Origin of the sequence: Proteus mirabilis ATCC 29906, assembly GCF_000160755.1 — a bacterium.
GTDB lineage: Bacteria > Pseudomonadota > Gammaproteobacteria > Enterobacterales > Enterobacteriaceae > Proteus > Proteus mirabilis.
This window is the reverse complement of the sequence record NZ_GG668576.1, coordinates 292,732-313,666: the sequence shown is the minus strand read 5'-3', so window position 1 is coordinate 313,666 and position 20,935 is coordinate 292,732. Positions and strand designations below refer to the sequence as shown.

At 35.4% G+C, this 20,935-nt stretch carries 20 protein-coding genes and 1 pseudogene; 7 read left to right on the top strand and 14 right to left on the bottom strand.

The window, feature by feature from the left end; translation table 11 throughout:
* The first annotated feature begins 67 nt into the window (after positions 1–67).
* A complete protein-coding gene (locus HMPREF0693_RS01425) occupies positions 68–1,570 on the top strand; it encodes an MFS transporter (RefSeq protein WP_004242941.1) in 1,503 nt (500 codons plus the stop codon).
* A gap of 3 nt (positions 1,571–1,573) precedes the next feature.
* Here the strand turns inward: HMPREF0693_RS01425 and HMPREF0693_RS01420 are convergent, their stop codons facing one another.
* Positions 1,574–2,461, bottom strand: a complete 888-nt coding sequence (locus tag HMPREF0693_RS01420) for a LysR family transcriptional regulator (RefSeq protein WP_004242940.1) — start codon at positions 2,459–2,461, stop codon at positions 1,574–1,576.
* 72 nt (positions 2,462–2,533) lie between these two features.
* Complete coding sequence (accA, locus tag HMPREF0693_RS01415) at positions 2,534–3,496, bottom strand: acetyl-CoA carboxylase carboxyl transferase subunit alpha (protein ID WP_004242938.1); 963 nt, start codon at positions 3,494–3,496, stop codon at positions 2,534–2,536.
* Between the two features lie 262 nt (positions 3,497–3,758).
* On the opposite strand from accA, the gene ydeE reads away from it, so the two are divergent.
* Positions 3,759–4,943 (top strand): efflux MFS transporter YdeE, encoded by a 1,185-nt coding sequence (ydeE, locus tag HMPREF0693_RS01410; RefSeq protein WP_004242937.1) that lies wholly within the window; start codon positions 3,759–3,761, stop codon positions 4,941–4,943.
* 6 nt (positions 4,944–4,949) lie between these two features.
* On the opposite strand, the gene HMPREF0693_RS01405 is transcribed toward ydeE, so the two are convergent.
* Complete coding sequence (locus tag HMPREF0693_RS01405) at positions 4,950–5,795, bottom strand: helix-turn-helix domain-containing protein (RefSeq protein WP_004242935.1); 846 nt, start codon at positions 5,793–5,795, stop codon at positions 4,950–4,952.
* Between the two features lie 196 nt (positions 5,796–5,991).
* Here HMPREF0693_RS01405 and HMPREF0693_RS01400 point away from each other — a divergent pair, with 196 nt between their 5' ends.
* Positions 5,992–6,537 carry a GNAT family N-acetyltransferase gene (locus HMPREF0693_RS01400; RefSeq protein ID WP_004242934.1) on the top strand — a complete coding sequence of 182 codons (546 nt, stop codon included), beginning with the start codon at positions 5,992–5,994 and terminating at the stop codon, positions 6,535–6,537.
* Between the two features lie 68 nt (positions 6,538–6,605).
* Here HMPREF0693_RS01400 and HMPREF0693_RS01395 read toward each other — a convergent pair whose 3' ends face one another.
* The 6 genes and pseudogenes from HMPREF0693_RS01395 to ddlA all read right to left on the bottom strand — a co-directional run bounded on the left by HMPREF0693_RS01395 (position 6,606) and on the right by ddlA (position 11,906).
* Positions 6,606–7,889 carry a cystathionine gamma-synthase family protein gene (locus HMPREF0693_RS01395; protein ID WP_004242933.1) on the bottom strand — a complete coding sequence of 428 codons (1,284 nt, stop codon included), beginning with the start codon at positions 7,887–7,889 and terminating at the stop codon, positions 6,606–6,608.
* 135 nt (positions 7,890–8,024) lie between these two features.
* Positions 8,025–8,824: pseudogene (locus HMPREF0693_RS01390) on the bottom strand (MetQ/NlpA family ABC transporter substrate-binding protein).
* Between the two features lie 216 nt (positions 8,825–9,040).
* Positions 9,041–9,562 (bottom strand): carbapenem self-resistance protein CarG family protein, encoded by a 522-nt coding sequence (locus HMPREF0693_RS01385; RefSeq protein WP_004242928.1) that lies wholly within the window; start codon positions 9,560–9,562, stop codon positions 9,041–9,043.
* Between the two features lie 189 nt (positions 9,563–9,751).
* Complete coding sequence (locus HMPREF0693_RS01380) at positions 9,752–10,129, bottom strand: lysozyme inhibitor LprI family protein (protein WP_223231925.1); 378 nt, start codon at positions 10,127–10,129, stop codon at positions 9,752–9,754.
* A gap of 257 nt (positions 10,130–10,386) precedes the next feature.
* Positions 10,387–10,770 (bottom strand): VOC family protein, encoded by a 384-nt coding sequence (locus HMPREF0693_RS01375; RefSeq protein ID WP_004242922.1) that lies wholly within the window; start codon positions 10,768–10,770, stop codon positions 10,387–10,389.
* Between the two features lie 35 nt (positions 10,771–10,805).
* Positions 10,806–11,906 (bottom strand): D-alanine--D-alanine ligase, encoded by a 1,101-nt coding sequence (gene ddlA / locus HMPREF0693_RS01370; RefSeq protein ID WP_004242920.1) that lies wholly within the window; start codon positions 11,904–11,906, stop codon positions 10,806–10,808.
* A gap of 472 nt (positions 11,907–12,378) precedes the next feature.
* Between ddlA and HMPREF0693_RS01365 the strand changes: the two genes are divergently transcribed.
* Positions 12,379–14,121, top strand: coding sequence for an ABC-F family ATP-binding cassette domain-containing protein (locus HMPREF0693_RS01365; RefSeq protein ID WP_004242918.1), 1,743 nt, complete (start codon positions 12,379–12,381; stop codon positions 14,119–14,121).
* Positions 14,122–14,215: 94 nt separating this feature from the next.
* Here HMPREF0693_RS01365 and yqfB read toward each other — a convergent pair whose 3' ends face one another.
* From yqfB to leuE, 5 genes are all read right to left on the bottom strand, one after another.
* Positions 14,216–14,545: a N(4)-acetylcytidine aminohydrolase gene (gene yqfB / locus HMPREF0693_RS01360; RefSeq protein WP_004242917.1), complete on the bottom strand. Its 330-nt coding sequence runs from the start codon at positions 14,543–14,545 to the stop codon at positions 14,216–14,218.
* 44 nt (positions 14,546–14,589) lie between these two features.
* Positions 14,590–15,453, bottom strand: coding sequence for a methylated-DNA--[protein]-cysteine S-methyltransferase (locus HMPREF0693_RS01355; protein ID WP_004242916.1), 864 nt, complete (start codon positions 15,451–15,453; stop codon positions 14,590–14,592).
* A gap of 79 nt (positions 15,454–15,532) precedes the next feature.
* A complete protein-coding gene (locus HMPREF0693_RS01350) occupies positions 15,533–16,144 on the bottom strand; it encodes a DNA-3-methyladenine glycosylase family protein (RefSeq protein ID WP_004242913.1) in 612 nt (203 codons plus the stop codon).
* 120 nt (positions 16,145–16,264) lie between these two features.
* On the bottom strand, positions 16,265–16,882 hold the full coding sequence (locus tag HMPREF0693_RS01345; protein WP_004242912.1) for a pyridoxamine 5'-phosphate oxidase family protein: 618 nt from the start codon (positions 16,880–16,882) through the stop codon (positions 16,265–16,267).
* A 104-nt stretch (positions 16,883–16,986) separates the two neighbouring features.
* Positions 16,987–17,634 (bottom strand): leucine efflux protein LeuE, encoded by a 648-nt coding sequence (gene leuE, locus HMPREF0693_RS01340; RefSeq protein WP_004248051.1) that lies wholly within the window; start codon positions 17,632–17,634, stop codon positions 16,987–16,989.
* Between the two features lie 839 nt (positions 17,635–18,473).
* On the opposite strand from leuE, the gene HMPREF0693_RS01335 reads away from it, so the two are divergent.
* The 3 genes from HMPREF0693_RS01335 to HMPREF0693_RS01325 all read left to right on the top strand — a co-directional run bounded on the left by HMPREF0693_RS01335 (position 18,474) and on the right by HMPREF0693_RS01325 (position 20,913).
* Entirely contained in the window at positions 18,474–19,232 is a 759-nt protein-coding gene (locus HMPREF0693_RS01335) for a GNAT family N-acetyltransferase (protein WP_004242909.1), read from the top strand.
* Positions 19,233–19,546: 314 nt separating this feature from the next.
* Positions 19,547–19,945 carry a RidA family protein gene (locus HMPREF0693_RS01330; protein WP_004242908.1) on the top strand — a complete coding sequence of 133 codons (399 nt, stop codon included), beginning with the start codon at positions 19,547–19,549 and terminating at the stop codon, positions 19,943–19,945.
* The gene (locus HMPREF0693_RS01325) at positions 19,942–20,913 is read left to right on the top strand and encodes a threo-3-hydroxy-L-aspartate ammonia-lyase (protein WP_004242906.1); all 972 of its coding nucleotides are present in this window, start codon (positions 19,942–19,944) and stop codon (positions 20,911–20,913) included. Before HMPREF0693_RS01330 ends, HMPREF0693_RS01325 begins: the two co-directional genes overlap by 4 nt.
* Positions 20,914–20,935 lie beyond the last annotated feature (22 nt).

Below are 20,935 nucleotides of genomic sequence, written 5' to 3'. Positions count from 1 at the left end.
TGATTGACCGACGGTCAGTCGGATATTGTGATACTACTATTATTTCACCATAAAGGTAATAAAACTTATGAGTTATACAAAACGGTTGTCACTTATTTGTGCTATCTGTTTAGGCACATTTATGGCCACTCTTGATATTAGTATCGTCAATGTTGCTCTACCTACTATTCAGAATGATATTAATGCCAATATGGCTACATTACAGTGGATTGTGGATGCTTATGCACTATGTCTATCAGCTTGTATTTTGTCTTCAGGGCCATTAAGTGATCGTTTCGGACGAAAAAAAGTGTGGCTCTGGAGGGTGATTATTTTCACTCTAGGCTCCCTTATCTGTGCTATTGCACAACAACATGAAATATTAATCCTTGGGCGTATTATCCAAGGTATTGCAGCTGCAGCCCTTATTCCTGGCGCATTATCACTTATTACACATGCCTTTCCTGTTGATATTGAACGTATCCGTATTATTGGTATTTGGTCTTCGGTTAGTGCATTATCGCTGATTATTGGCCCTATCCTTGGTGGTGCATTAGTTCATGCCAGTGGTTGGGCAAGTATATTTCTTATTAATATTCCTATTGGTGCTATTACAGTATTACTAGGCTGGTATGGATTAAGTGAAAGTGCCGATCCTGAGGATGTTGCGTTAGATCCCCTAGGACAATTAACCAGTATCTTGGGATTAGGTTTACTAACCTATGGTTTTATTGAAGCTGGCTCTGTAGGTTGGTCTGATTATCGTACTGTATTCGCATTAATTGTCGGTCTGATTTTTATTACCCTGTTTGTTATAGTCGAAAAACGTATTGAACGCCCGTTATTACCGCTATCGTTATTTAAAGATCGCTCGTTTTTCCAATATAACCTTTCCTCTTTTACTTTGGGATTTGCCACTTATAGTAATGTCTTTTTTATCGCTTTTTTCCTACAAAAAGCACAAGGCTGGAGTGCATTAGAAACAGGTTTAAGAATGGCTCCTGAGTTTATCGCCATGGCTCTTTTTTCTATGTTATTTGGACGGTTCTCTCGTTATATATCTGTTAGAAAATTAATGATCTTTGGCTTTTTGTTGATTGCAATATCTTCTTGTTTATTGGCAACATTAGCAACAAATAGCTCTTACACAATAACAGGAAGCTATTTATTTATCTTAGGTGCAGGAATGGGATTAGCGACACCCGCAATCGGGGTTTTAGTGATGAAAAGTGTAGCACCGTCCCGCTCGGGCATGGCGTCTGCAACCATGAATGCATTAAGACAAACCGGTATGACAATGGGAATTGCGTTATTAGGTACATTAATGATACAGCAAGCAATTAATTATATGATGATACAAAGTCAAGCATTAGGAATAGTGGCAGAACCGATTAATATTATTACGTTAGTAACAGAAAATAAAACCGCTTCCCTAGATAATCAGTTGGTTGCCCTATTACCTGAAGCATTTAATTCAGGATTTGCCTATGCCATGCTAACCGCAGGACTTTCCTGTTTTATTACTCTGTTTATTATGCTTTTTCCTTGCAAAGAGAAACAAGGTGCACTTTCTCAGCAGATAGCGGATTAATTATTATAAACGCTGAGTTAAAAATGCAAGAAAATGTTCAATATTACGTGAAAGCGAACGACGACTTGCATATATCGCGACTAAACTAATTGATGCGGGCTGTTGAGGAAAAGAAATGGCTCGCAATTTGCCTGCCTTTATCGCATCAAGGCAACAATGTTCAGCTAAAATAGCAAAACCTAAACCTTTTAATACGGCAGCTTTGGCTAAGATAGCACTATTTACACGATAACAGCTATTAATTGTCACTTTTACAGGGTTCTGCTCTTTATCAATAAAGATCCACGGCTGCCCTTCTAATGCACTTAAACTGGAAATACAAGGTAATTGGCTTAGTTGTTCAATATCTGTAGGGATACCCGTTTTTGCTAATAAGCTCTCTGAGGCAACAACAATACTACGCCACGACTTTATGAGACGTGAATGGTAGCTACTATCGGCTAATTGGCCACGATGAAATGTTAGAAGTAAATCAATATCATCTTCTATAACATTTCTTGGCATTAGCTGCGTATCACATTGAATGGTTAAGTTAGGATGAAGTGCAGCAAAATCCGCTAAAATATCGGCAAGTAACTCACTGCCATATTCACTGGGTATCGTGAGTCTAAAGGTTCCTGTTAATGGTCCATCACTCGTTATATGTTCTACAACATTATCTAATTCATATAAGGTCTTTTTGGCTTGCTGATACAAGATTTTCCCTTGCTCAGTTAAACGCATTTTTCGCGTGGTTCTATCAATTAATCGGCAGTTAAGCTGTTGTTCTAGCTGTTTTATTGCTCTACTGACATTAGATGTTGGCATAGAAAGCGATCGTGCAGCACTGGCAAACTGTGCTTGCTCTGCAACCGCAGAAAAAATACGTAATAAATTAAGGTCAATTGACATAAAAATACTGCCTATATGGGGAGTATTGAATATAGGCAGTGTAACATTGATTGCTCTCTCACTTGAAAAGAATTAACAATAACCATAGGACATTAATTTTTGATAACGTTTCTCAAGCAGTTCTTCTTTAGAATAACTATTCAATTCTGTTAAATCTGCGAGGAGCTGTTTTTTTACGAATTCAGCCGCTTGCTGGTAGTGGCGATGTGCGCCTCCCAATGGTTCAGGAATAATTGAGTCTATAATACCCAATGCCTGTAATTTAGGTGCCGTCATTCCCATGGTTTGGGCGGCAATAGGTGCTTTATCAGCATTTTTCCATAAAATAGAGGCACAGCCTTCGGGCGATATGGCAGCATAAGTACTATATTGCAACATATTTACTCGATCCCCCACACCTATTGCTAATGCACCACCAGAAAAACCTTCCCCTGTTATTGTACAAATTATCGGTGTTTTTAATCGGGACATTTCAAGAATATTTCGTGCTATGGCTTCTGATTGCCCCCGCTCTTCAGCACCAACCCCCGGATAAGCACCCGCGGAGTCAATAAAAATAATCACTGGTAAATGGAAGCGTTCAGCCATTTTCATCAGGCGTAATGCTTTCCGATAACCTTCTGGTGATGGCATACCAAAGTTTCTTTTTACTTTCTCTTTAGTGTCTCGCCCTTTTTGTTGACCGATAATCATCACTGGTTTTCTATCTAAACGCGCTAACCCTGCAACAATCGCTTTATCATCAGCATAAGCACGATCGCCGGCCAACTCTTGGAAATCAGTAAAAATAGCTTTGATATAATCTAATGTATAAGGGCGCATAGGATGACGTGCTAACTGTACGATCTCCCAATCCCCTAAATCAGAAAATATAGAGCGTGTTAATGAAAGGCTTTTTTGGCGAAGTTTGGCGATTTCTTCGTCTATATCAACTACCGTTGTTTCATCTTGAGACTGTTTAAATGCAAGTAATGCATCTATTTTCTCGTCTAATTCAACAATAGGCTTTTCAAATTCAAGATGAATAATAGACATAATTTGCCTCTTAGCTAAATCGGGTTATATCAAACTATTTAGTCTAGAGAAAACTAACTTATTGTTATAGAGATATTTTTGATAAACAGTGTTATCAAAAATGGGATAATAAAATAGGTAGTGATTAAAAAAATTTATTTTCTAGCTTTTATCTCTATACAGTTATTTATAAGTTATGTATAAATATACAGCTGGACAGTTTTCACCAGAAAATCACCAAACACAACAATAATCCATTAATACAAATAATTAAAATGATAATATGTTCTCAAAAAAATCTCGTTCTACAACTGCACTACTGTTTTCATCACTTATTCTGACTATAGGAAGAGGTGCAACACTGCCTTTTATGGCGATATACTTATCACGACAATATAAATTGCCTGTTGATGATATTGGTATCGCAATGTCTATTTCACTGACTACGGGGATAGTATTCAGCCTTGCCTTTGGTATGCTGGCAGATAAATTTGAAAAAAAACGTTATATGGTTTTTTCTATTATTACCTTTATTATCGCATTTTCTGCTATCCCAATGGTCAATAGTACTATTTTAGTGGTTATCTTCTTCTCAATTATTAACTGTTCCTATTTAGTCTTTTCTACGGTATTGAAAGCTTATTTTTCTGAAACTTTATCAATATCAGCAAAGCCTAAAATATTTTCACTAAACTATACTTTTATTAATATCGGATGGACGGTTGGCCCACCTATTGGCACATTATTATTAATGTATGGTACCCAATTACCTTTTTGGTTAGCGGCAATATCCGCCAGTATTCCTTTATTTATGATCCAATGTTTTGTGCAACGTTCAGTGGTAGACCATTCCACAGAAGAAAATAGTGTAAAGTGGGATCCGAAAATAATGCTAAAAGATAAAGCATTAGGCTGGTTTGTGCTTTCAACTTTTTTTGGCACATTAACTTTTGGTACATTTGCTTCGTGTATTTCGCAATACCTTTTAGTTGTTTATGATGCTAAATTGGCTGAATCTGCTATTGCGGTGATCCTCCCCGTCAATGCGGCCATTGTCGTCTCATTACAATATATCGTCGGTAAACAAGTGGTTGCTGAAAGACTACGTAAATTAATGACCTTAGGCACACTCTTTTTTATCTTAGGATTAGCGGGCTTTATGCTGGCGGGTGATAATTTAATTTTCTGGGCAATGGCGATAGCAATATTTACCTTTGGTGAACTGATTTATGCACCTGGTGAGTATATGATGATCGATAATATTGCGCCGTTAGGAATGAAAGCAAGTTATTTCTCTGCACAATCTCTAGGTTGGTTAGGTGCTGCATTAAATCCACTTGCTAGTGGTTATATCCTGACAACCTTGCCCCCTATTTCGTTATTCGCTATTTTAATGGGGATCGCAGTACTAGCTTGGCTTTGTATGCTGCAAGGTATGAACTACAGTGAAAAAAGAATAGCTGCTTAATATATTTTATTGCCGTTGATATTGTTGGCGATATCCAGATAAGGAACAATCAGTCTCGCGCTTAAAATAACGGCATAGATATGAGGGATCGTCAAAATGGAGTTTTATGGCGATCTCATTTACTGATAGCGTAGTGTGCGTCAATAACGCTTTTATTTTAAGAATTACTTGTCTATTAATCAGCGTCTTAGGAACATCATTAAAATATTGTTTAGTGAGCTGTGATAGATAAAACGGTGTGATGCTAAGGCGATTTGCATAATAGGCAACGTCTCTGTGCTGGTGGCTATGTTTTATAACTAATTCCCAAAATTGCCAACATAAGTGCTCTTTACGGCTGAATTCTTTTTTAGATAAGGAATAATGAGATGGTATTAATTCTGTTATCGCAAAAAAAAGATTTTGTAACTGCCCTCTCAACATTAACTTTCTATGATCAGTATAACTTTTATCTATATATTTTAATTGTTCCACCCAATTGTTTATGGCGTTTAAGTGAACCGTTGAAGGGCGACAAATGGGGTTTTCATGCAAAAATGTAAACAAACTATTTGAAAGTGCATAAGCGATCTCAGAGGCAAAAGATTTCTTAAGAAAACAATAAAAAATACGAAAATTAGCTGATTTACGTTGCAATGTGACCATTCTATCATCACCGAGTATCACTATATCATTCGCTTTAATGGTTTTTGTTTGAAAATCTATATTAATAACAGCCCTGCCATCTAAACAAATAATAACCACAACATAAGATAATGCTAATGGATAGCCTAATTCATTATGCATATCGCTTTCACCAATAACGGCATACTCCGAAGGGATATTTAACTTTAATAATGATTGACTAAACATAAATTATTCACTCTATTGCATATTGCTACTGTTTTTATTTTTAATGATCTCAATGTTAATCACAAGAGCATTAATGGATTTAGTTGTCAAAAGTACCGATAACACCTTAATTAATCCATTCAGTTTTATATTGGCTCTCTTTAAAATACGAACATCCTAACATAATGAAACATACGTTATAACAGAGCTAAATTGTATGAAAAAATTACAAACAGAACGATTATTATTACGTCCATGGCGAATATCAGATGCTGAGAGCCTCTATTATTATGCGAGGGATAAGCGAGTAGGCCCTATCGCTGGCTGGCCAGCACATAAAAGTGTTGCTGAAAGTACCGAAATTATCCAGACTATATTTATGCGTGATGAAGTTTATGCTGTCACATTGCTCGATGATGATAAAGCGATTGGTTTAATTGGCTTATCTTTTTGCCATGAGAGCAATTTCCCTATAGGGGATAATGATGCCGAAATTTCTTATTGGATTGGTACTCCTTTTTGGGGGAAAGGACTTATTCCTGAAGCAGTGAAAGCGCTTATTTGTCATAGCTTTGAGACTCTACAATTAGATAATCTATGGTGTGGTTATTTTGCAGACAATGTAAACTCGAAGCGAGTACAAGAAAAGTGTGGATTTAAATATCATCACATAATTAAAGATCAGTATGTGGAGTATTTAGACGAAATAAGAACAGAAGTTATTTGTCGTTTAACCAAAAGTGAATGGCAAAAACAACAATAAAAAACAGCAAAGCAAAAAAACAACGGATTATAAATCTTATAATCCGCTGTTTTGCTATTGTTTATCCATTAAACATGATCTAATGCTTGAGATAAGTCAGCAATAAGATCATAAGGATTTTCAATACCAATAGATAAACGAATGGTTGTTTCTTGAATACCTATATTGTGACGTAATTCCATAGGAACACCTGAATGTGTGGTAGAGCCAGGATGACATGCCAATGACTCGGTTCCTCCCAAACTCACCGCTAATTTAAATATTTTCATCGCATTGAGAAAACGAAAAGCTTCTGCTTCACCACCAACAATATCAAAGGAGAATGTTGATCCCGCGCCTGTGCATTGTCTAGCAAATACTTGACCTTCAATACTATTTTCATCTACAAAAGGTAAATAGTGGATCACTTTAACTTTTTCATGGTCACGTAGAAATTGTGCAACTAATAGCGCATTTTGATTGGCTTTTTCCATGCGAATTTGCAATGTTTCTAAAGAGCGGCCTAACATCCAGCAAGAATGCGCATCAAGTTGTGTCCCTATTGCACCTCTTAATAGGCGAACTTGATTAATAAGCTCGCGTGATCCCATTGCAGCACCGGCGACTAAATCAGAATGTCCACCCACATATTTTGTTAATGAATAGAGTGAAATATCAGCGCCTTGCTCTATAGGATGTTGATAAACAGGTCCTAATAAGGTGTTATCGCAAATAATAATAGGTCGATAGCCTTGGCTTGTTTCTAATTTATCCGCAACGATTTTTAACGCTTGAATATCAACCAGTGAATTAGTTGGATTGGCGGGAGTTTCGGCAAATATCACCGCAACTCTCCCTTTTTGGCTAGCCATTTCAGCTTGCGATTGGATATGTGCTAAATTTAAACCATCTGTAAATGGTGTTGCTTGAATACCGAACTTAGCGAATGTTTTGGCTATTAATGTTTCTGTTCCACCATAAAGTGGTTGAGAATGTAAAATAACATCGCCAGGTTGTGTAAAAGTCATTAATGTCGTTGTAATAGCTGACATTCCCGATGAAAAGAGGACACATGATGCTGTGTTTTCATAAACTGCTAATCTATCCTCAACGATCTCACTATTAGGTTGGTTAAAACGAGAATAGACTAAACCCGCTTTTTCTCCTTCTGGAAGGGGTTTTCTTCCACTTACCGTATCAAAAAAATTTTTCCCTTCTTCTGCACTTTTAAAAATAAATGTCGATGTTAAAAATACAGGAGGTTTGACAGAGCCTTCCGATAACAATGGATCGTATCCATAGCTCATCATTAACGTTTCTGGAGATAATTGATGTTCGCCAATATATTGTTTTTTCAGTTGAGAACTAGACATTTTTTATTTCTACTATTTATGAATTATAAAGTTTCTATCATCATACTGAAAAAACTTCATATTGTTAGATTGTTTTATTAGGTATAGAAACTCATAGTTATATTGAACTGTTTGTTTTTTAACCTGAAATATGTTCTACCACGCCTTAACCGCGTCCCCTTTATACATTTCTTGCACCTTTAATTCGACTTGTCTTGAATGTAAAACAGTAATTAATTTCTTTATTTTTTCATCATTCATATTATCTATACGAGTAACAACAACATTGGCATAAGGCGAATGTTTATTCTCCATAATTAAACCGTCGCGGGTAGCAAGTAAGCCAATTTGAGAGGAAAAATTATTGTTGATAACCGCCATCGTAACCTCAGGATCATCAAGGGCTTCAACTAACATGGGAGTTTCAACTTCATGAAATATCAAGGCATTAGGATTATCAATAATGTCTTCAACGGAAGGTAAAAAACCAACTCCCTCTTTTAAAGAAATGAGGTGATTTTCTGCAAGTAATAATAAAGCTCGCCCTTTCATACTTGCTTCATTAGGAATGGCAACCACATCACCATATTCGAGTTCGCTAATATCGCTTATTTTCTTTGAATACGCGGCTAACGGGAAAATGTACGTTTTGCTGGCAATATGAAATTTGTAATTGTGGGCTTTTATCTCTGATTGTAAATAAGGAATAGATTGAAATACATTTACGTCTACTTCTCTATTTTCTAGGGCTTTATTAGGACGTTCATAGTCGTTAAATGCAATAACTTCAACATTTAATCCTTCGGTAAGTTTAGCTAAACGGATCACTTCATCCCAAAGACTTGGTCTGGTCCAGTATTGATTGCTACTTTGACGACATCTGTATCTTCTTGCGAACAAGAGACAGAAAATAAGCTTATTGAGGCTAGAAGCAAACCTGTAATAATTTCCTTCATAACTCCCTCTTAAAAACGGAACATGACAAACACAAAATTATCAGCATATTGATGATTAAGAAATATCCTAAGTGTAGATTAATAACAAGGAATGCCAAATGATACAAGTGATCGTACTATATAAAGAGAGGTATATGAGAGGAAATAAGGTAATTGGTTGATATTAAAAAGAAAAATAATTCAATAAAGTCAACGCATTTACAACCTATGCGTGTATCAATCTCGAATTAATTTATTTATGCAGGGATCAACAAAAGCATCATCAACATTAAGATAAGTAGAATTGGTTACGCAATATGCAGAAAATGCCCATTTATATTGTTTATCTTGTTTCGTGATAGTGTAACTTGAAAAACGTATAGGTGTTGATTGTAACATATCATTACCTATTTTCTCACCGCTGACTAAGATAACTTGATTTTTTTTCTCTATAAATTTGAAGTTAGAGATTTTAATATCGCTGTTTTCAGCTTTATTATCAAATAAGCTAAGAGCATTATCATAAATTGAAGGTACAATATAAACTTGTTCATCTGCATCTTTTATATAAACCGTGACCATATTAATTGATGATGCATCATTTAATATACGCTTAGATTTAACGACAATATCTTTTACACCATCACCGTTAAAATCAATCAAATTAATACCGTATGTTAGTTTTATATCTGCAGAAATAGCAATAGTGGATAAGGATGTAAGCAATACTGCTGCGCCTAATTTCGTCATTATATTCATATCATATCTTCTATTTTTAATTGCTACTTTATAATTTAGAGTACTTTACAGGTGGGATTAGTCAAGTTATTTAATGTTTCAAAATAATACAAAAATAGTAATTTTATATAACTAAAAACGATAGATTTTGATAAAAAACAATACTTTTAAAATGAGTAGCCTATTTTCAAGATGAAAAGTACTTTAGTCTTAATATAAGGCAATATAGTTTTTCAGATCATTAATTCTTTCTATGGTTTTATCTTTTAAGCAGCTACTGTAAACCATCGGAGCCAAACTGCCACCTTGGTAATAGTCTGCCTCATATTGACATGAGAGGTCACGAAATGTCATCCAAACTGACTGTGCATGCTGTAACTGTTGTTGTCGTTTAGTTTCTAATTTCGCATAATATTGTTGATAAATTTGTGACAGCTCTTCATCTTTTTGTTGAAAATCTTGGTATGCACATTGGTTAATTTCTGTTTGTGTTTCCGCATTACGACAATCAAAATTATCCGCTTGTAAATGTATTGACCAAAATAAGATCCCCCCTGATATTGCACTTACAAAAATAACTTTTTTCATCATACCATCCATTGTTACCTGAAAAATAATTGAATAATGCTAACATTATTATAATAAGAAAGGCTATATCATTAAATTATATCTATTAATTTTTATTTTAATCAGGCGAAAATAGCCACAAATAGGTCTATTTATTACTATCATATTTGGAGGGTTCATTTTTTGAATATAAATAATTTAAAATATTTAAGCTAAAAAGAACACTTATAGCTTTTTAGCTAAATATTATTATATTTTATTTAGAATATGTGGTTAATCTATTCAATAATATTAGCAATTTCCAATAAGTTATTATCTGGATCACGTAAGTAAACTGACATAATAGGCCCTGTAGCCCCTGTTCTTGGTACAGGACCCTCTTCTATATTGATACCCTGCTGGTTTATATGCTCTATCACGTCTAACAATGGCGTTTCAGTAATAAAACATAAATCCGCAGAGCCTGCCGTTGGTTTAGCAGCTTTAGGCAAAAACTCTTTTCCTAGCTGATGAAGATTGATTTTTTGATGACCAAAAGCAAGGGCTTTACGCCCTTGTTTAAAGGTAATTATCTCAAAACCTAATACATTATGATAAAAATGACAACTCGCCTCGATATCAGCCACTGTTAATACTAAATGATCAAGGTGTGTAATTTTCATCTGAACCTCACTTCGCTGTTAGCGTATTATTGTGATTAAAGCTCACACTTAGTTTTTAATACGGCTGTTTTTTTATGATGTTCTAGCGCTAATTCAATTAATTTCGTGATGAGTGATTGATAATCTAATCCCGTACTTTGCCACAGTTTAGGATACATACTGATATTAGTGAAACCTGGTAAGGTATTAATTTCGTTGATAATGACTTGATTATCTTCAGTTAAAAACACATCAACGCGCGACATACCTAAACAGTTTAAAACTTGGTAAGCTTTCAATGCCGTTTGGCGAATATGTAAGCTAATCGCATTATCTAAATCAGCAGGTACTACTACTTTTGCACCATCGTCATCAATGTATTTTGTGTTATAAGCATAAAAAGCATCATTTAACACAATTTCACCACAAGGGCTAACTTCAGGCTCTTCATTACCTAAAACGGCACACTCTATTTCACGGCCAACAATAGCACTTTCGATAATTACTTTAAGATCATATTCAAATGCCATGGATAATGCAGCATTAAACTCGGCTTCATTATTGACTTTGCTGATACCAACAGAAGAACCTAAATTTGCTGGTTTAATAAATAAAGGGAGCCCTAATTGTTCAACAACTTCATTATAGGAAATATCATTTAATTGGTGAGCCATCAGTGTAATAAATGGTGCAACCGCTAATCCTGCATCATCCAGTAAGCGCTTAGTGATATCTTTATCCATACATGCTGCAGAACTCATGATATTAGGGCCTACATATGGCATATCAATCATATGTAATAGTCCTTGTAGGGTGCCATCTTCACCATAAGCACCATGCACAATAGGAAATACAACATCTATTTGTGCAAGAGGTTGCCCATCAGTTAAAGAGATAAATTGCTGACGGGTACTGCCAGGAATAATAGCCACTGGACGCAAAGGTTGGCTTAATGAGATAGTTGAGGGGTTATCGCTATTAATTAAATAATTGTCTTCGGCATATTCATGCCATTGCCCTTGTTCATTAATCCCAATTAAACAAAGGTCGAATTTCGTTCGATCTAATTCATTGATAATATTTTTTGCTGATTGTAATGAAACTTGGTGCTCGGTTGATTTTCCACCAAAAATAATAGCGACTCTTAATTTACTCATTTTCTAACCTTTTATAGGACAGCTATAGCGAATAAATAGCAATATATCATGATAAAAACACGCAATGTAGGGAGATAGTTCTTATCTAGGAAAATTTACGATAAAATGATGAAATTCTATGATTTAGTGTGCAAAAAATAACTATTTTTGATATTAATTCAGCAACGCCTATTCCCTCCTCTTTCACACAAAAAGACACGGTTTCTCATCATTACATTCTTGCAATCAAGAAACCTGTCTTGCTAAACTCACTTTACCGATTAACTGATAAATTTTAAAAGGAGGCTAATTATGTTGTTGTGTGATCTTGTTGAATACTCACACTTCTTTGGTAATCGCCATAGCTCAGGCTTTCACAGTTCTTTACTGCGTTAACCTGCCTGAGCGACGTTAACTATTACCTCTCCTCAGCTTACTGGGTTATCGCGTGATATTACCCAAAGCATTTTTATGCTTAAAAAATGAGTAAGCTATGAGCACATTATTATCTACACAAAACCTCTCTTTTCATAATAATCACGGTATATTGCTGAGTAATATTTCTTTGGCCCTCACTAAAGGTGAGAAAATTGGTTTAATTGGCTACAACGGTTGTGGAAAAAGTACACTATTAAAACTTTTATCACACCAATTAATACCAACAGATGGCTCTATTACTATCGCCAATCAAGTCATTATGGCTTATGTCGAACAACAGTTACCAAGTGAGCTACAGTCAATGCGTCTCATTGATGCGGTTCTTCATAAATTACCTGAAGAGCTACGCATATCTGAAAGTTGGCGTAGTGAATTGTTATTAAGTGAAATGGGATTTAAAACCAATGAAATCAATCTATTAGTCTCACAATTAAGTGGTGGTCAACATACTCGTTTATTACTTGCGAGAGCATTGATTTTGCAACCAGACTTACTGCTATTAGATGAGCCAAGTAACCACTTAGATCTACCGACTATCTTGTGGTTAGAAACATTTTTAACACAGTGGCGAGGAAGTTTTATTCTTGTTTCACATGACAATAGGTTGTTAGATAAAGTGACCAATTGTACGTGGATCATTCGTGATAAAACCCTATCTGTTTTTCGCTTGCCCTGCTCTCAGGCAAGACAAGAGCAAGAAGCACAAGATATCAGTGCGCAACATCGTTGTGATGCACAACAAAAAGAGATAGATCGTATTGCACAAAGTGCGAAGCAATTGGCCATCTGGGGAAAAGTGTATGATAACGAAAGTTTGTCACGTAAAGCCAAACAAATGGAAAAACAAATTGTTCGTTTAAAAGACGAACAAGCCGATGTAACAGAAGGCAATCAATGGACGTTACAGTTATCAGGAACAATATTACGGGCAGATAGATTGCTTGAGCTGCATCAGCTTTCAGTGATCCCTGCGCCAGATGCACCGATTTTATATACCATCGATAATCAACGGATCAAAAGTGGTGATCGAGTCGCTATTGTTGGTGCTAATGGGACAGGTAAGTCATCATTATTAAAAATGATTTGGTCATCATTTCATGGTTCAACCACATCAACAGAAAATGTGATCAGGCTGCATCCCAGAGTTGAGTTAGGTTATTACGATCAAAGTCTCGCACAACTTAATGATAATGATACCCTTGCCGATGCACTAAAGCCCTTTGCACCGCTATTAGATGAGCAAAGGAAAATGGCATTAATAAATGCAGGTTTTGTTTATTCTCGCCATAATCAGCAAGTAAAGTCATTAAGTGGTGGTGAACGAGCTCGTTTACTTTTTATTGGTCTCAGTTTGGCAAAATATTCATTATTAATGCTAGATGAACCAACAAACCATCTTGATATGGAAGGTAAACAGGCATTAGCTGAGCAAATTCAACAATTTTCAGGGGGAATTTTACTCGTCAGCCATGATAGAGAATTGATAGAGAAAAGCTGTAATCGTTTTTGGTATATTCACAATGGTATTCTTAGCGAACATCATGATATTGAAACAATTTATCAGCTTATTTCTCAACAAGATATGTCATCGGTCTCTAATGAGCAAAATGGCCATCATGCTCCATCTGTTGAAATAGTAAAACATCATAATGAAGATGAATTGCTAATGAAATTGATAGCACTTGAAGATAAATTGAATGCTGATTTAGCAAGAAAATCTGCTCATCAAAAGCCTATATTACAGGCTCAATGGCAAGCAGAAATAGAGATCTTAAAGCAGCAACTTGATTTAGCTTAATTTTTCTAACGATTACCCTATTGATTTTAAGTTATAATACAAAGCGGAGGAACTCCTCCGCTTTTATTGGTATTAACTAATAAGAGAGAACTACTTATTGTATTAATTTATATTCTATTAAATAAAGATTTTCCGTTGTAGGATAAATGTCTTTAATTAAGGCCTTTAAAGTAGGCAAATTCATGCCCTCTTGTTGAGCATGAAATTCATTTATCTCATTAAAATTTAAGGGTGATACAGAAATAATTTGTAACTTTCCATAATAAGTGCCATGTTCATTAGATAATAAATCAACAATAGTGTTTGGTTTATAGTGGCTTTCTGCTTCATCCCTAATTGTGATCACTTTAATACCGGCTAAAATTGAAGGGATTAAACGCTCAAAAAATGTAATATCTGTTGGTACAATCGCTGTTGATGCCATTTTATTTCATCTGTTATAAATTGATATTATGTTTATTATAACGGTTAATCGCTCTTGCTAATAGCCAATCTATCATGCTGATGATGAAGGGATTTTTCTCTTTGTAATAATTTTTCTTTGCGCTCAATCCCCCAACGATATCCAGATATTTCACCATTTTGTCTGATAACTCGATGGCAAGGGATCGCCACTGCTAGTTTATTTGATGCACAGGCATTCGCCACTGCTCGATAAGATTTTGGCGAACCAATTTTTTGAGCAATTTCTTGATATGTCATGGTACAACCAAAAGGAATATCTAATAATGCCCGCCAAACTTTTTGTTGAAATACTGTTCCTTGAATATCAAGTGGTAATGCCAAAGGTTGTGTTGGCAGTTCAACAAAACCAATGACTTGGGCAACCAATTTTTCAAACTCTTGGTTTGCACCAACAAGTTCAGCTTGAGGAAATTGTTTTTGTAATTCTTCTAATAAACACGCAGGATCATCGCCAAGTGTTATCGCACAAATGCCCTTTTCACTTTGAGCTACAAGGATATGGCCTAATGAGCAGATCCCTACAGCAAAAAAAATCACGATATTTTGTCCACCATTGCGCCAATGGGTTGGCGTCATACCTAATATGGCTGTCGCATTTTCATAAAATCGGCTATTCGCATTAAAGCCTGATTGATATATCGCATCTGTAATTGTTTTATCGCCAGCTAATGCTTTCTTAATTAGTTTGTGCCGATAAGCATTCGCATACTCTTTAGGTGTAATTCCCATTATAGATTTAAATCGTCGATGGAAATAATATGGGCTGGATTGAATATGTGCGGCGATGTCGGCAAGAGAAACATCACCCTGATTTTCTTCAATAAAACGGCAGGCTTGTTCAATAAGTTGATAATGTCTCTTTTCCATTTTAGTTCCTACATTTATGTATGCTGGATGAAGTCCATTATCAATAAACTTCTATTTAGATCACTCCGATTATTGCTCTTTAGTCTGCGCTTTCTTTAGATAATGCCCATAAATAGAGTGAAGCCGTTGAACCATAAGGAGAATAACGTTTACGATAGCGTTCAAAGCGTGTTCTATCTAAGCTTTGATGGCGATATAAACGCATGATACCACGCTGAATAGCTAAATCCCCCCAACTTAAAATATCAGGACGATTAAGTGATGAAATTAATAACATTTCAGCGGTCCAAATGCCAATACCTTTTAATTTTATTAGGGTATTGATCACCGCTTTATCAGACATAGCGGGGATTTGGTCTAAATCTAACGTATGATTTATAACTGAGTCTGCGATACCTTTAATATAACCGGCTTTACGCATTGTCATTCCACATTGCTGAATATCTTGCACTGATAAACTAGCAATATGTACAGGAGTATAAATACCATCACATAGGGTAAGTAAACGTTGCTGAACCGTGGTGGCAGCCGCAACAGAAATTTGCTGTTCAATAATATTTTTAATTAATGCGGTAAATAAATCAGGGGTAAGTGGACGTTTAATTTCCCCTATTCTTTCCATCACCGCGGCTAGACGCTTATCTTTTTGTTTTAAAAAAGAGATCTCTTTTTCACCATACTGAAAATACATAAAATCACGCTACTAATTAAGGTATTTATTAAAACAGTATAGCGTGCACTTCCCCCCATTATGCACTCTGTTTCTTGCTCTTTTTAGCAAATGTTAATATAAAAAGAGCAAACTATATGATTAATATAATGTTTTCATAATACGTTCAGGCAATTGTGCATCATATTTATCACCATCAAATTGTTGATGAGAAATGGATTTCAATATTTGTCCCGGTGCTGGAATAGTTGATTTATCAGCTAAATATTTGTTTTCCCACAAACCTGAACGAATAAGTGCCCTACCACATTGGAAAAATACGCGCTCAACATGGATGCGCAAGACTGAGCGAGGTAGTGCATTGTTATATTTAAAGCGTGCGAGTGTTTCTTCATCTATTAAAATTTCCGCATGACCATTAATTCGTAATGTTTCATTAATGCCGGGGACTAGCACTAATAAAGCAATCGCGGGATTAATTAACAAATTGCGCATGCTATCAATGCGGTTATTACCACGTCTATCGGGTAATAATAAAGTATGATCGTCTTCAATATGAATAAAACCGGGCTCATCGCCACGAGGAGAAACATCCATACCATCAGCACTATAAGTGGCTAATGCAACAAATGGTGTAGCTTCAATATAAGGGCGATAAAGGGGGTGAATAAAATCCACTTCTTTTAAGACCGATGGTTCGGCAGGTTGACCATAAATCTCTTCCAGTGTTTTCAGATCTTTTACAATGGTATTTTTCATAAGGTGGCCTTGTTATCATTTAGCTCATTCTTCATCATATACAAATTTCGTATAAAAAAAAGGTCACCATAAAATGTGACCTTTTCATCAATCTCATCAATCTATTAAGCCGTTAAAGCGAGTTTGGCACCAAATAATAAGAACACAGCACCAATGCAACTATTCGATAATGATGCTAATCGTTTGTTATGCTTAACCTTATTAGTAATAGCAACGCCACCAAAAATAAGTACAGATAAGTAAAGCATGCTACATATTTCTAATATTACACCTAATACAAAAAAGGGAACCCCTGCATTTTCATATTTAGGATCAATAAATTGAATAAAAAATGACACATAAAAGATGATCATTTTTGGATTTAACAAACTTAAGAAAAGCGCTTTGATATATAAGCCGTTTTTCGCTTTTACAACCTCTACTGCAACCTGTTCCGGCTGCTCTTTTTTCTTATGGAATGTCGCATAGAGTGTTTTTAAACCTAAATAGGTTAAATAAAGTGCACCGGCATACTTGATCACAATAAAGAAAACGGGTGAAGTCTTGACTAATGAAGCAACCCCCAAAAATGCCAAAAAGATTAATAATGCATCACCCGTAAAAACACCAAGAGCGGCTTTATACCCCCCTTTCACGCCATGCTTCGCACTCGAAGTTAGGACGAAAATTGAATTTGGACCTGGTACTAGTGTAATAAAAATAACGCCTAAAAGGTATGTCCAAATATTTGAAATACCAATACTTTCTAACATATGACGCCTTTTTTTAAAAAATAATATGCTGTATATGTGGGCTATCATATCGATATTAATTTTTTTGTAAAACAATAAACTTATATTTAAAGATAAATAAGTAAATTAAACTGGTTTTGGAGCTTAAATATAGTCTAATGGTTCATTTTTTTATTTATATTTGGATTATATGACTGGTTTGAATGCAGGTAATAGTATGGTGCTGAAATTGCTTTTTTTATATAGATAAAATTCTTAATAAAGCATTTTAATAAGAATTATTGACTGGGTTTTTGGTTATTTATGGGGAGAACAACCTATTGTATCGTTAATGTTATAGTCCATTTATCTCTTTGTGATGAGAATCACTGTTATAAGCCATTTTTTATATAGAAATAACCATATATCTTTATGAAAAATAATTATTTTTTATAAATTTTGCATTTTTTAGCACATAAAGTGAGTATAATATTCACAAGGATTTACCAAAGTGATTATTCTTTAGTAGATCTATCCCTATTGTAGATTACCGATAACGTAATCTTACACATATTACATTGAAATTAGTGATATACATCACCCTGAGCAAATGCTAAGCCACTAAGATGACTTTTTATGGTAACTTTAGTGATACCGGAAAACGTATGATAAAAAGGCTATAATTGCTCAGCAACGACTACTAAAGATGGAACATCGATTATAGCCCGATGCCTTATTTGCTAAAAGATTTACATGTAGCAACAGACACATTGGTGACACTGTCACTTTTATTAGGTGAGTAAGTTGAACCAAATTAATCTACACAAGCGGATCCTCTGTTAGCCTCTTATCGCTTATCATGATTTATCTAGAGAACCATTATGGATGCACAACTGTATAAAGAGTTTAAAATTATAGAAAAAGCGTTTTGGTCAGAGATATGTGAAAACAATATTCGTATTGGTGATCATACCCACTGCTTTATGACACCGATGGACGCGCCTATTTTTAATTTTATCTACCTTCGCCAAGGCGCTAGCGAAAATACTTTCCAACAAGCAAGTACGCTGTTCTCCTCGCAAAAAAAAGGTCACATGCTGGTTCTGCCGGAATCTCTGTTGCCTGAATTTGAAGAGATAATAAAAAAAGCAGGTTATACGGGTGACGGTATGACAACCGCTATGTATCTCTCATTGTCTGATGCGACTTATCCCCCCTATAAAAATAACCCGTGCGATATTATTTTAACTAACCATGATCTTAAACAGTGGGCGCAACCATTGAAAACCGCCTTTCCTGTTGGTGACGATACGATAACTAATGAATATATTCGTTATCACCAAAAAGCGTTAGATAATGGTGCGACGATCCTTCATTATGCATTATTAGTTGCAGGGCAGCCTGTATCATCATTAACACTGACATTACATGATAAACTAGCAAGATTTGACGATATTGGGACGGATATTGCCTATCAAGGCAATGGTTATGCCACACATTTAATTACTCACGTATTAGAGTTTTGTCGAGAGCAAGGTGTCGAGCGTTGTTTCTTAGATGCGTCAGCGGATGGTCTAGCGCTATATCGTAAATTTGGTTTTAAGCCACTTTTTAACTATTTAAGCTTTATTAACGAATAACCGCATACATTAAGAAGGCTCAATCAAGTTATTGAACCTTCTTTCAACCTTTAAAAGGCCTACGACAAAGCAAATGCTAATGCTATGTTATCTATGTTAAAATAACACCATTAAGCCATTACTTTCCCTCCAAACAGTGGCGATTAATTTTACCTTGCTAATAACTACTTTCTATATAGCTATCATAGCTATCGTCAATTTCCTCGTATTTATTATTTGATTTACTAGCTAAAACTACACTATTGATCTAGAGTTAGACATAATGTATAAGTTGTTATACATTTAATCTAACCAGAGTGAAATAGGAAAATACTATGAGTTCACATCTTGTGATGCAAAATATTGAAGCTCTTACATCGCCAGGGGGTCACTACTCTCATGTTGTTACAGCCAATAATATGTCCTTTATTTCAGGCCTATTACCTTTAGATAAAAACGGCGTGCCATTAACGGATAAACCTATTGAATTTCAAATTAATCAAGTGCTTGAAAATTTAAACGCTTGCCTTATAGGAATAAAAGCACAAAAAACCGATATTGCCCAAGTTAAGATGTATATTACAGACATTAACGAATGGCCTGTTGTCAATGAGTTATATGCAAAATGGATTGGTGAGCATAAACCGGCCAGATTAGTCGCGGGCGTAAAAGAGCTTCATTTTGGCAGTAAAATTGAAATTGAAGCCATGGTGATCAAGGAGCAAACTTTATGAATAAATTAGCGCTTCCTACTTACCCAGATGTGGTTGAAGCACATCAACGTATTTTGCCATATCTTAATAAAACACCTATCTTAACCTCTCGCACTATTAATGAGTTAACGGGTGCTCAATTCTATTTTAAATGCGAAAACTTTCAGCGCATAGGCGCTTTTAAATTTCGCGGAGCAATGAATGCATTATCACAATTTACGGGCGAACAACGCAAAAATGGTGTGATAACTTTTTCATCAGGTAATCATGCTCAAGCTATTGCACTATCGGCAAAATTATTAGGTATTCCAGCTACAATTATCATGCCTGAAGATGCCCCCACCGCTAAGATGCAAGCAACAAAAGGTTATGGTGGTAGAGTCATTCTATATAACCGTTATACACAAGATCGCGAAGAGATAGGACAAAAACTTGCTCAAGAAGAAGGATTAACTTTAATACCACCTTACGATCATCCTCACGTTATTGCCGGTCAAGGTACTGCAGCTAAAGAGTTATTCGAGGAAGTTGGTGAGTTAGATATGCTGTTTGTTCCCTTAGGGGGAGGTGGTTTACTTTCAGGTTCATTATTATCAACCAAAGCCCTTTCGCCACATTGTAGAATTTTTGGTGTTGAGCCTTTAGCGGGAAATGACGGACAACAATCATTACGCAAAGGTGAGATAATTTATATTGATACGCCAAAAACTATTGCAGATGGCGCACAAACTCAGCATTTAGGCGATTATACTTTTGAGATCATTCGCAACAACGTAGACGATATTTTAACAGCAACAGATGAAGAACTAATTTCTGCTATGCAATTTTATGCTCAGAGAATGAAAATCATTGTAGAGCCTACAGGCTGTTTAAGTTTAGCTGCAGCTCGTCAATTTGGTGATAAGTTAAAAGGCAAAAAAATTGGCATTATTATCAGTGGTGGCAATGTCGATATTATGCAATATGGTCATTTTTTATCACAAAAATAATTGAATAAATAGATGTTATTTA

Excerpts from the sequence above, each read along its gene's own strand:
- HMPREF0693_RS01365 (WP_004242918.1), top strand. The coding sequence starts at position 12,379 with ATGAGCACATTATTATCTACACAAAACCTCTCTTTTCATAATAATCAC.
- HMPREF0693_RS01355 (WP_004242916.1), bottom strand. The coding sequence starts at position 15,453 with ATGGAAAAGAGACATTATCAACTTATTGAACAAGCCTGCCGTTTTATT.
- HMPREF0693_RS01425 (WP_004242941.1), top strand. The coding sequence starts at position 68 with ATGAGTTATACAAAACGGTTGTCACTTATTTGTGCTATCTGTTTAGGC.
- HMPREF0693_RS01350 (WP_004242913.1), bottom strand. The coding sequence starts at position 16,144 with ATGTATTTTCAGTATGGTGAAAAAGAGATCTCTTTTTTAAAACAAAAA.
- HMPREF0693_RS01400 (WP_004242934.1), top strand. The coding sequence starts at position 5,992 with ATGAAAAAATTACAAACAGAACGATTATTATTACGTCCATGGCGAATA.
- HMPREF0693_RS01375 (WP_004242922.1), bottom strand. The coding sequence starts at position 10,770 with ATGAAAATTACACACCTTGATCATTTAGTATTAACAGTGGCTGATATC.
- HMPREF0693_RS01345 (WP_004242912.1), bottom strand. The coding sequence starts at position 16,882 with ATGAAAAATACCATTGTAAAAGATCTGAAAACACTGGAAGAGATTTAT.
- HMPREF0693_RS01405 (WP_004242935.1), bottom strand. The coding sequence starts at position 5,795 with ATGTTTAGTCAATCATTATTAAAGTTAAATATCCCTTCGGAGTATGCC.
- HMPREF0693_RS01420 (WP_004242940.1), bottom strand. The coding sequence starts at position 2,461 with ATGTCAATTGACCTTAATTTATTACGTATTTTTTCTGCGGTTGCAGAG.
- HMPREF0693_RS01330 (WP_004242908.1), top strand. The coding sequence starts at position 19,547 with ATGAGTTCACATCTTGTGATGCAAAATATTGAAGCTCTTACATCGCCA.
- HMPREF0693_RS01380 (WP_223231925.1), bottom strand. The coding sequence starts at position 10,129 with ATGAAAAAAGTTATTTTTGTAAGTGCAATATCAGGGGGGATCTTATTT.
- accA (WP_004242938.1), bottom strand. The coding sequence starts at position 3,496 with ATGTCTATTATTCATCTTGAATTTGAAAAGCCTATTGTTGAATTAGAC.
- ddlA (WP_004242920.1), bottom strand. The coding sequence starts at position 11,906 with ATGAGTAAATTAAGAGTCGCTATTATTTTTGGTGGAAAATCAACCGAG.
- HMPREF0693_RS01325 (WP_004242906.1), top strand. The coding sequence starts at position 19,942 with ATGAATAAATTAGCGCTTCCTACTTACCCAGATGTGGTTGAAGCACAT.
- HMPREF0693_RS01395 (WP_004242933.1), bottom strand. The coding sequence starts at position 7,889 with ATGTCTAGTTCTCAACTGAAAAAACAATATATTGGCGAACATCAATTA.
- ydeE (WP_004242937.1), top strand. The coding sequence starts at position 3,759 with ATGTTCTCAAAAAAATCTCGTTCTACAACTGCACTACTGTTTTCATCA.
- leuE (WP_004248051.1), bottom strand. The coding sequence starts at position 17,634 with ATGTTAGAAAGTATTGGTATTTCAAATATTTGGACATACCTTTTAGGC.
- yqfB (WP_004242917.1), bottom strand. The coding sequence starts at position 14,545 with ATGGCATCAACAGCGATTGTACCAACAGATATTACATTTTTTGAGCGT.
- HMPREF0693_RS01385 (WP_004242928.1), bottom strand. The coding sequence starts at position 9,562 with ATGAATATAATGACGAAATTAGGCGCAGCAGTATTGCTTACATCCTTA.
- HMPREF0693_RS01335 (WP_004242909.1), top strand. The coding sequence starts at position 18,474 with ATGGATGCACAACTGTATAAAGAGTTTAAAATTATAGAAAAAGCGTTT.